At 50.9% G+C, this 10,189-nt stretch carries 13 protein-coding genes; 7 read left to right on the top strand and 6 right to left on the bottom strand.

Annotated features, from left to right (window positions below):
- Positions 1-196 precede the first annotated feature (196 nt).
- Positions 197-745: a hypothetical protein gene (locus tag GX441_00355; GenBank protein NLI97095.1), complete on the bottom strand. Its 549-nt coding sequence runs from the start codon at positions 743-745 to the stop codon at positions 197-199.
- Entirely contained in the window at positions 745-1,314 is a 570-nt protein-coding gene (locus GX441_00350; GenBank protein NLI97094.1) for a hypothetical protein, read from the bottom strand. Before GX441_00350 ends, GX441_00355 begins: the two co-directional genes overlap by 1 nt.
- A gap of 133 nt (positions 1,315-1,447) precedes the next feature.
- Here GX441_00350 and GX441_00345 point away from each other — a divergent pair, with 133 nt between their 5' ends.
- The 4 genes from GX441_00345 to GX441_00330 all read left to right on the top strand — a co-directional run bounded on the left by GX441_00345 (position 1,448) and on the right by GX441_00330 (position 3,928).
- A complete protein-coding gene (locus GX441_00345) occupies positions 1,448-2,086 on the top strand; it encodes a hypothetical protein (protein NLI97093.1) in 639 nt (212 codons plus the stop codon).
- 57 nt (positions 2,087-2,143) lie between these two features.
- Positions 2,144-2,317: a hypothetical protein gene (locus GX441_00340; GenBank protein ID NLI97092.1), complete on the top strand. Its 174-nt coding sequence runs from the start codon at positions 2,144-2,146 to the stop codon at positions 2,315-2,317.
- Between the two features lie 69 nt (positions 2,318-2,386).
- Positions 2,387-2,689, top strand: coding sequence for a hypothetical protein (locus tag GX441_00335; protein ID NLI97091.1), 303 nt, complete (start codon positions 2,387-2,389; stop codon positions 2,687-2,689).
- Positions 2,690-2,776: 87 nt separating this feature from the next.
- On the top strand, positions 2,777-3,928 hold the full coding sequence (locus GX441_00330; GenBank protein NLI97090.1) for an HD domain-containing protein: 1,152 nt from the start codon (positions 2,777-2,779) through the stop codon (positions 3,926-3,928).
- 212 nt (positions 3,929-4,140) lie between these two features.
- Here GX441_00330 and GX441_00325 read toward each other — a convergent pair whose 3' ends face one another.
- The 4 genes from GX441_00325 to GX441_00310 form a co-directional block, all read right to left on the bottom strand.
- Positions 4,141-5,289 carry a tetratricopeptide repeat protein gene (locus GX441_00325; GenBank protein NLI97089.1) on the bottom strand — a complete coding sequence of 383 codons (1,149 nt, stop codon included), beginning with the start codon at positions 5,287-5,289 and terminating at the stop codon, positions 4,141-4,143.
- A gap of 44 nt (positions 5,290-5,333) precedes the next feature.
- Entirely contained in the window at positions 5,334-5,561 is a 228-nt protein-coding gene (locus GX441_00320) for a hypothetical protein (protein ID NLI97088.1), read from the bottom strand.
- A 169-nt stretch (positions 5,562-5,730) separates the two neighbouring features.
- On the bottom strand, positions 5,731-6,171 hold the full coding sequence (locus GX441_00315; GenBank protein NLI97087.1) for an LEA type 2 family protein: 441 nt from the start codon (positions 6,169-6,171) through the stop codon (positions 5,731-5,733).
- A gap of 22 nt (positions 6,172-6,193) precedes the next feature.
- Complete coding sequence (locus tag GX441_00310; GenBank protein ID NLI97086.1) at positions 6,194-6,679, bottom strand: LEA type 2 family protein; 486 nt, start codon at positions 6,677-6,679, stop codon at positions 6,194-6,196.
- 114 nt (positions 6,680-6,793) lie between these two features.
- Between GX441_00310 and GX441_00305 the strand changes: the two genes are divergently transcribed.
- The 3 genes from GX441_00305 to GX441_00295 all read left to right on the top strand — a co-directional run.
- Positions 6,794-7,366, top strand: coding sequence for a nitroreductase (locus tag GX441_00305; GenBank protein NLI97085.1), 573 nt, complete (start codon positions 6,794-6,796; stop codon positions 7,364-7,366).
- Positions 7,367-7,445: 79 nt separating this feature from the next.
- Entirely contained in the window at positions 7,446-8,795 is a 1,350-nt protein-coding gene (locus GX441_00300) for a PQQ-like beta-propeller repeat protein (GenBank protein NLI97084.1), read from the top strand.
- Between the two features lie 30 nt (positions 8,796-8,825).
- The coding region (locus GX441_00295; GenBank protein NLI97083.1) for a hypothetical protein at positions 8,826-10,189 on the top strand (1,364 nt) is incomplete at its 3' end.

Here is a 10,189-nt window from a genome sequence, read left to right as displayed (position 1 = left end):
TTTCACGTTCACCTGCCTTTCAATTCTCGCTCGTTTATTGCACCTCGAGCCTGATTTCGGCTAATGCGCATACTAATGCAAACCTCGGTTGCCGGGGATGTCGGTCAAACATCTCCACAACGTGTGCTATTCATAAAAGACGACCAACCCTCCGATGACTCCGAACCTTTTACGCTAAGTAAAAGGGAGGATGATGTTATTTGTCCTTGTTTTCCTTCTTGGTTCCGCCGATAAGCCTCGCCACGAGTATCGCTACCGCTACGCCGCCCGTTGTCTCAATCGCTGAGATAAGGTTGCCCTGCAGTTCGGTCATGAAGACGGCAAGAGGAGTGTATATGAGGGGAAGGAGGTACACCGCAACAACGCCCGCAATGACGCCGCCGGCAAAGCTTACGACCGCGCGAAGCACCAGTATCCTGCGGCTTACCCAGTCGCCCAGGAACATGAATCCGGCGAACAGCGCGAAGTAGAGAAGCGTGAAAAGCCCGCGCAGAAGAGGATTTGCTGGATAGCTACCAGCAACTGCGACCATTGCTGAAAGAATGACCGCGCTTCCGAGCGCGTAAAAGAAACCTTCCTCGTCCCATGTCAGCACCACGAACCCGAGGACTACGGCGAGAAGCGCGACCTTGAGTCCCAGGCCCGTCCACCAGGCGCCCTGCAGAAGCCCGTGCAGAAGTCCGGCCACAAGAAAAGCCACAACCAGCACGATGATTATCTTAAGCCAACTGTTACGTTCCTTCATTACGACTCCTTTACCTTTATTTTGGGTTGTCTTTCACCGAATGTAATCCTTGTAAAAAAAGCCCCAAGAGAAACACCGAACGAAATCTCAATTATATATGGAAGACCGGACAGGATTCCATTAAAAAAGCCTGTCGCGGGCAGAAGCAGGCCGATAAACCCGAAGATTATTGCGCCGGCAAAAACTCCGCCAATCATCGAGGATAAAGCCCTCAGAATCGCCGATGACTTGCCCAAAAAGTCTCCGAGGATAAGGAAGAAAAGACCAACGAATTCCAACCCAAGAATAATGAGCATGACGATTATTATGGACATCTGAAACCTTCCGAAAAGCCCTGCCAAAACAGCAACTACAATGCATGAAATCAGGACATAAAGAATTCCTCTCTCCCTGAATGCCACCAGCAGGAATCCGAACACCGCCGCAATAACCGCTATCTGGAATACGGAGCCCCAGAGGTTTGCGGAACCTGCAACCAAACCGTAACCAGCCTGCGCCGCTCCTGCGATGATGAAGGAAAAGAGCATTCCGAGCATCATTCTAATCCAGGGTCGGTTATCCTGAGCCATGCTTAAGGATATATGGAACGATGACGAATGTCAAGATTAATTACACCGATTCCGGTGCAGGTATTGACACGTCGAGGCTAAAATGATATCATCTCGGAGCAAAGACGGGATTAAATCCTGAAAGGAGGAGTATATGAAGTACGGAACGGCTCTTGGGCTCGCATCCCTGGGCGTCATTCTTAGCGTTGCAGCGGGTGTTACGGGCTGCGTTTCGCCATTGTTCGAGAAGGCATCAATAGAGCCAGGATTGAAGTTCGATGCAGGGGTTTCAGCGACTAGTTACGCACAGCAACTTGCTGATTACGGGTTCTATGCTGTAGGATTACGTGGCGACGTAATTGCCAGATACGCATGGAACCACAAGATTGAACTTTCAGCTCAATTCGGTTTCGGTGCAGGGTGTTTTTCCGACATATACGATGGACAGCCGCTCCTGGTGGACGGAGGGTTAGGTTTGAAGTTTGCTTTTCCCTGTAAAACTATAACACCTGCCTTGAAGATAGAAATAGAACCTTACGGACCCGAGGTGGCTGTTGCACCTGCGTTTCTTTTGGGGATTCCGGGACGCAAACAATCTGAAGCTGTAACCCTTGGATTACGAACCGATTTGTTGAGGGGTTTTATTCCCTACGGTCTGGACGTATTCGGAATAATTCACGGTAAAAAGGGATTCTCAATCTTTGCCGGCTTGGATATGCTCCCTTTGATCTTTTACGAGCAGATTCAGTATCCGCCTGTTGCAACCATAGGCATAGGATACACAATTAAGTGATGTATGAATAATGAAAAACCTAATAAAGATCGCTGTATTTGTTTTTTGGGAGTCGCGATGACTTCTTGCGTTTCGCCGTTCTACGGCACGGCAAGGATAGAGCCGGGGTTCCACATGGACGCAGGGCTGGCGGCAACGAGTTTTGACTTCGCTACATGGGAGGGTGAAGAATGGTGCGCCGGCCTGCGCGGTGATGTCGAGCTGCGCCACGGATTCAACGAATACCTATAAGCCCAATCCCGACTGGGCTTAGGGGCTGGCCTTTCAGGACATAAATACTACACAGGCTACGATTTCGAATTGAAACCCACATTTAGCGGTTCAATAGGCATTCAAACATCATTACCTGTTAAGAGTGTGACTCCTGCAATAAGACTTGAGGTCGGACCTGAAATCTTAATCAAGCCTTCTTTTTTTGTTACGCCGCTTTTAGGTTTCGGCAAGGACGAGTGGTTGACAGTCGGTGGGCGATTATGGGTTTTTCTTGATAATTTACCTCTAGTTGAAACTTTTGCAGTATTTCACACGTGGAAAAGATGGTCCATCTTAGCAGGCGTGCATTTGTTTTCCTTCTCGCCATCTTATATCCCCTTGTTTCTTTAGGCGTTGGCTACAAACTTTTTTGATTTACTCGGGCAGGGAGTGAGCAAGCCCCGGTTGACTCCTTATATCGGATAGCTACACTTACGGGTGAATAAGTCCATACGCGAGCGCCGCGAGGAGCTTGAGCGCACGATATATTTCCATCCCCACGCGACCCTTTCCAAAGACTCGAGGGGGAGGTTGATAGATGAGTCCCAGGACCCTGTAAGGACCATCTTCGAACGCGATACCCAGCGAATACTCTACAGCCTTTCGTTCAGAAGATTGAGGCACAAAACCCAGGTCTTCCTTCTGCCGGAAAACGACCATATTGCGACAAGGATGGAGCACGCGCTGTACGTAGCTTCGATATCGACAACGGTCGCCCGCGCGCTTGGCCTGAACTCGGATTTAGTCAACGCGATAGCGCTCGGCCACGACCTTGGACATGCGCCATTCGGTCACGAGGGCGAGCGCGCGCTCGACGAGGTGGTTGAGCCCTATGGTTTGAAGTTCGAACACGAGCTGCACTCTTTAAGGACTGTGGACAGCCTTGCAAAACTCATCGGAAAGGAGAAGGCAGGGCTTAATCTCAGCTTCGAGGTTCGCGACGGCATCGTGTCCCACTACGGCGAGACCGCCGAGCCGCTCGTGGAGCCTGATTCGGGCAAGGACCCCCAAAAGCTTTACGAAACGAGAAGGGGCATAGACAAGCCTGCGACCCTTGAAGGATGCATCGTGAGGATTGTAGACAGGGTAGCGTATCTCGGAAGAGACCTGGAGGACGCATTAAGAGCGCACCTTGTTAAGGAGGAGCAGGTGCCAGGCGATGTGAAGAAGGGTCTCGGAATCAACAACGGCAGGATAATCGGAACTATGGTCGAGGATTTGATTGAAGGCAATCTGGCGCATCCCATGGCTGTCGGCTTCAGCGAGCGAATCAACTCGGCCGTGCGCTCGCTTTACGTATTCAATTACGAGTGCGTGTACAGGCATCCAAGGGTCGCGAAACAGAGGGAGAACGTTCACCAGATAATCAAGCTCCTGTTCGAAAGGCTCTTCGAATACGTTTCGGACAAGGCTTCATTCGAGACCGAGAAGCCTCAGGTTTTTACCCAGCTCGATTATTTCATGCGCTACACGGACTGCGAGCAGGACGCTCTGCCAGCGCAGGTCGTGATGGATTTCATCTCGGGGATGACGGACAACTACGCCGTCAGGTGCTTTGAAGAGTTGTACATACCCAGAGGGATAAGGTAGCTACTGCATCCATCATAAACACTTCATTTCGATTGACACCACGCGCTAGCATGCGTATCGAGGATATGTCTATGCCGAGAGGAATAAAGTAAGACTTAAAAAATTGCTGGTGAAACAATCCCGCAAGATATTGTCAGAACCCTAATATCCTTAACCAGTCTTAGCTTGTGTATGGGTTGCGGAAGTATCGAATAGAATCCGAGGAGCTAGCCTCAGCCGGGCACTCGCTCGAGCCAGGCATCAAGCTCCTTAAGCTCCTTTTTGAGTCCGAGCTTCTTGTAGCTCGTCCGCGCTCGCTCAAGGATTCTTTTGATTCCGAATATCTCGAATCCCAGTTTATTGAGAGATTTCCCAATGCTTTCATGGAAAACCTTGAAGCGCTCCTCATTGCCTATTTCCTCGGCAAGCCTCAGAAACTCCTCGTAGCAATAATCTATTTGCGGCGCATTATGCCTGAAGACGGCCATCTCGGCAAGCACGAGCTGCACCTCGCTCATGACAAGGGTCGAGTCCACTCCCCTTGCCAGGGTAACCACCTCCTTGAGAAGCATATCGACCTCGTCCGGCTGCTCAAGACCGATGTAAGTGGATGCGAGGTTGCACAGAGTCAAGGCAAGGTTCTTATTGTCGCCGAGCTCCTTATAGATGTCTGAAGCGGTCTGTAACGGCACAAGCGCCTTTTCGTAGTCATCCTGATCGAGATATATCGTGCCTTTTCTGAAATTGGAGCTGGCAATCAAGGGCTTTACGCCGCTCTTGCGGGCAATCTCCTCAAGCTTCATGCAGTTGTCGAGAGCAAGGTCAATCTTCCCCGTCTCCATGAACGAAAGCGTCTTTCTGCTGCAGCAGGTGGCAAGAAGCCTCAGGTCTTTCTCGTTCTTGAGAAGATCCTCCGCCTCTGCGAGAATCTGAATCGCTCGTTCGTGATTCCCGAACCGCTGTTCGAGCATTGCAAGGTTCAGGAGCGAAGTGCTCTGAGCGCAAACATCCTTATTCTGCCTGCCTATATCAAGAGCCTTATTCCATGAGAAAAGAGCCTCGGTGTAGCGGTCCATCCTTGCCAGAACCTGCCCTAAAAGCATCGTACTGCGGTAACCTTCCATGTAGTCATCGATATCGGTGCTCAATTCCATCGCCTTTTCTGCGTGATTCAAGGCAAGCTTCACGGAACCACTCTCAAGAAGGACTCCTGCTGCAATTCGGTTAAGCTCTGCAGAACCATTACCCGTGGGGTTTTGCTTCAATCCCTCTACGGCGCAGCGCAGCGCTTCCTCCCTATCGCCCTTTATGAGGGCATCTCTTGCTTTAGAGAGGAACTTTGCGCTCTGATTAGCATCAAAGGTGTCCTGACCTTTTTCCATAGAAATGTCGCCTCCTCTCATCGAATCAGATCAAGCGCAGATTTTTATTTCGCTCCCACCCATTCGTCGATATCGGCGACATGGGTAAAAAGCTGATAGTCTTCCGGCGGTATGCTGCATCCGCACAAGCCGTTGATAGTCTCAATGAGGGGCGGGGCGTCCTGCGGCCACTGCTTTCCGCCGAGTCCGTTGAGAGCGGTATTCTCGTTGACATTGAGTACGCCTGCCCAGCTGGCGACTGCCTGGTGGACCTGAGATTTACTGCACGACATAAGTCCTCCTCTCTAAGTATTAGAGATGTTTTCTTGCGAAAAGGATATTCTTTTTCAGAAGTTTGTCAAGTGCTACAAACTTTTCCGAAAAATCATTTCTTAACGCCTAAAACAGCTGCATTTATGAGAGCAAATCTTGTATGATTCGTAAAATCAAAACTTACTGAGGCTAGCCCTTCGCTATGGTTACAGGAAAGCTCAGCGTACCTACTGGCGTGTCGAAGTATACGGTTCCTATAAGAGTGTAGTTGGCCGACATGTTCTTGATTGCCGAGATGAGGGCGGTTCCCACCTGACCATAATCGAGAGTTACTATTGGAGTTATCTTTACGGATGCGCCGGAAGGTATTGTGGTTTTAAGGTTTGACGTGGCGTTTGCTACCTTCTTGTCGTTCACGTAGAGGTCAAAGCGCATCCTGTCGAGAATGACATCCACCGAGTTGGGATTGGTTACATCGATTATGATTCCGAGTCTCAGATATGTAAGAGCTATTTCCTTGATTACCGAACCTGCAAGCCTGAACTCGCAGTTCTTGATTGCCACCCTCTGGATTATTGCGCAAGACGAGAGGGTGAGGAACACAATAAGCAGTGCTGGTATCTTTTTCATGATGCAAAAGGAGTGTTGCGGGTTAAGGGTGTTCGTCGAAATCAAAATCCGGCGTAGGCGAGCTGGCGCTGGATATTGTCGACCAAGAATGATAGTTGCCCATGGGCGTTTCGTAGTAGACCTTTGCCCTGAGGCTGTAGCTCGCAAAGTCGGACTTGACTATCGAGAGGACGGCCATCCCGGTGGAGATGTAGTCAACCGCAACCTTGCCTTTAAGCTTCTTGGATTCGCCGGGCGCGAACATCTCCCTGAAACTCGCTGCTCCGCTTCCGATATTCTGGCCGTTCACGTAAACCTCGAACTCCATGCGGTCTACGAGTACGTCGACACCGTTAGGGTTAGTGGCGTCAATAACTACGTTCAGCTTGGCAAACGTCAGCGCCGTCTCCACGACATCAAGATCTGCAAGCCTGAGCTGGAAGTTCTTAATACCCTTGGGTCTTGTCGGACCGCAGGCCGTAAAAAGAGCAATCATGCAAGCAAGAACTGCAAATGTTACCTTTTTCAATATATCCTCCTTGTTATGGTGTAGCCTACTTGAAACATGCGACTTGTCAATATTAGTCTTACGGATGGAACTACCGGCTGATTGACTTGTCCGGTTTGAAACGTATCCTTTGTCATGGAGATATCGGAGAACTTCTTTGACGTGATAGAAAACCGTCGGAGCATCCGGCGTTTTCAGGCTAGGGAGGTCGAGCAGGAAAAGGTCGCAAAGATGCTTGAGGCGGTGCGTCTTGCTCCCTCGGCATCCAACTCCCAGCCCTGGCATGTTGTGGTAGTCAGAAACAAGGCGACAATCGAGGCGCTCTCCAAGGCCGCCCCAGCAGGTTCCAGGTTCATAATATCATGGATGGCATCAGCGAATGTGGTTTTTGTGCTCGCCCTGAAGAGGGCATTGACCCATGTGGTCGCTGAGACCTTTGGAAACGCGATTATAAGGCTCGATGCCGGCATCGCAGGCGAGCATCTTGTACTGGCCGCCCAGGCGCAGGGTTTGGGCACCTGCTGGATAGGGTGGTTCAACAAAAAGACAGTAGGCAAGCTGGTTGGATTGCCTGACTCTTACGAAGTTGCAGCAATCATCGCCTGCGGATATCCCGATGAAAACCCTTCGGAAAGACCCCGAAAGCCTATTGAGGAAATAGCCTCATTTGAGCGTTTCAGGGGGAAAAATACCCGATTTCCGGCATAGGTACTTTTACCTATGAAGGGTTGACATTTACTGACCCCTCCATATTATTTAGTTAATCAAGAATCACGTGGGAGATTAAATGAGCGAGTGCATATTTTTTTTAGCGGCGGTTCTCTTCTCCGTCCATCCATGGCCGATGTTCCAGAAGGACCTGGGTCATACCGGAAGCACAGACGTGAACGGACCGGCTGGTTCATCGCTTTTGTGGAAATTCAGTCTGGGTTCTACGACCTCATCCTCGCCGGTGGTTGCTGAAAACGGAACCGTATATATAGGAACCAACTCGGGTTACATCATTGCCGTAAAGCCTGACGGAAGTGAATCTTGGAGATTCAACACCGGCGCTCCTGTAAACGCAGCACCTGCTATATTTACCTCCGGGGATGTATGTGCCGGCACAAGCGCGGGCGAACTGGTTGTAGTCAATTCGGCAGGCGCTGAAAAGGGACGCTTTAAGGCCTCGGGTCAGTTTGCGGCTTCATCATCTCCCATCGTTGACGGAACAAGCATTTATATAGCATCCGATTCGAATCTTTACTGCATCAACGCATCAACCGCCAAGCAGCAATGGCTATTCCGCACATCGGGTTCGGTCGATGCAAGTCCAGCAAAATCAACAAATTATATCTATATTACTACATGGTGGCCAGGGCCGAACTATATTCACAGCGTTTCATCGTCCGGTTCGGGCTTCTGGCAGAAAGAGATGGGCGGCGGCAAGAGCTCGCCAACCTACGCTAATCAAGTCATCTATGCAGGCTCTAATGATTCATATCTTTACGCATACAACACAAGCGGAGGAATCGCCTTCAAGAAGCTGCTTGGAGGCAGGATTACGGCAAGCCCGGCAGTAGCGCCCGACGGAAGGATCCTCGTGGGCGCATGGGATTCGACTTTTTACTGTCTTGATTCGAAAGGCGATATCCTGTGGAAGTTCTCCACAAAGGGAATTATTGAGTCTTCAGCCGCTGTTGACGCTTCGGGGACAGCGTACTTCGGATGCGCAGACTCGACCGTTTACGCCGTTTCCGCATCCGGGGATGAGAAGTGGCGCTATAAAACCGGACACCGCATCATATCCTCTCCTGCGCTCGGTGCCGATGGAACACTCTACATAGGCTGCTGGGATCAGAACCTTTACGCCATTGGACCTGGAGGCGGCCTGGCTGAGGATGCGGAGCCTTGTATAAACACTAACGATTTCAGGATTGAGATCTTGAATGGCGCGTGCATGAAAGTCAGCTTTTCCGGGAGAAACGGCTTCTGGAAGACCATCAGGCTTGTGGACGTGTCAGGAAGAACACTTATTTCTGAAGATATTAATTCGACAGATGAGATGTATGTGAAGCTTCCCCGTAGCAAAGGCGTTTTTTTCGTCGTGGCGGAAAACGGCCGGGAGACGAATGCAAAAAAGTTGGTTCTCCTATGAACAGGAGCTTAACTACCCATGGAGGGTACGATGCAAAATAGAAGAGAACATACCGGGGGCTTATTTGCAGTTAGCTTGATATTGCTGGCTTCCGGACTGGGAGCGATTGACATAAGAACGGTCGGCGCAACGCCTGGCGAGGACAGATTTCCGTCAGCCGTAAGAACCACCGGCAACCCGGAGGAAACGAGGATCATAGTCGCTTTCGAATACGAACTCTCGGAGACCGATCACGATATCTATCTTGCATGGAGCGCAAACGACGGACGGGACTGGAACATAAGACAGGGCGCTACCGCGAAGGACGATGAGCGCTATCCCCGGCTTGCGATGGGTGTAGGCGATACAGTCCACCTTGTATATCAGGCAACCGATACGCTTGGCTGGATTTACGCCTCAGCCTACAACTTCAGCTGGGTAAAGACGAGCTGGGCTTCGACGTGGTCAAAAGGCTGCCAGCACCCGGATGTCGCTTGCGATCCCGTTACAAATACCATCTGGTTCGTGATGGAGAAGGGGTCTGGCCAGAACCACAACATAACCGCCTGCCATATGGACGGAGTCGCAAGAACCTACGATACGGTGAAGGTGGCAAACGATGCAAAGGACGAGTTGTACCCGGTAGTCGCGTGCGATATGAACAACGTGCTTGTGCTTTACGAGTACCATGACGGGACGGACGTCGATGTGAGGGGCGCTACGAGCAAGACGACTACGGCCGGATTTACCGCAGTGGAGATTTCGCAGACTCTTGAAGATGAGTTCCACCCTGAGGTGGTTTCGACGAATAAGGGGTTCGAGTACGTATTCCAGACCGGTGACTCGCTCTACTACGGCTACTCCGCCAGCGGAACCTCTCATGAGATACATCCCGTGGCGGCTGTCTCTGGCGACGTTGCTCCGTCTATCGATGCGGACGGGCTATCGGCGGATATAGTCATTAGAAAAGATTCTATAACACTCAGTCACTTCAGAGTTGAGGGACAGGATCCCTTGACCGTAAAGCAGGCGTCGGCAAAGGTGCCCGGTATTTCAAGCGGCGCAAGACAGGTTCAGGTCGTGACTAAAGGCGATTCCGCATTCTGCATATGGAGCGGCTCGCCCGGTATAGGCTCGTCCAACATTTACGGAACCTGGTGGTCGAAGGAGAATCCATTTGCCGTCGCAGAGAGGCTTAACCCGGATTACGACCCCGAACTCGTCGTTACACCTATTTTCTCAGGCGCCGAGTGCGTGATATCGTTCATACCAGCGACTGAAGGACACGCGGATTTAGGCATCTTCGATGCAAGCGGCGCAAGGGTGCGCACGCTCCTATCAAAGCGGGTTCTTCCGGCCTATTTCACTCTTACCTGGGACGGAAGGGACGAAAAGGGCATATCCCTGCCCGAAGG

Source organism: bacterium (assembly GCA_012517375.1).
Taxonomy (GTDB): Bacteria; Hydrothermota; Tepidihabitantia; order B3-TA06; family B3-TA06; genus JAAYVC01.
The sequence above is the reverse complement of the archived record's forward strand: the minus strand, read 5'-3'. Positions and strand labels throughout refer to the sequence as shown.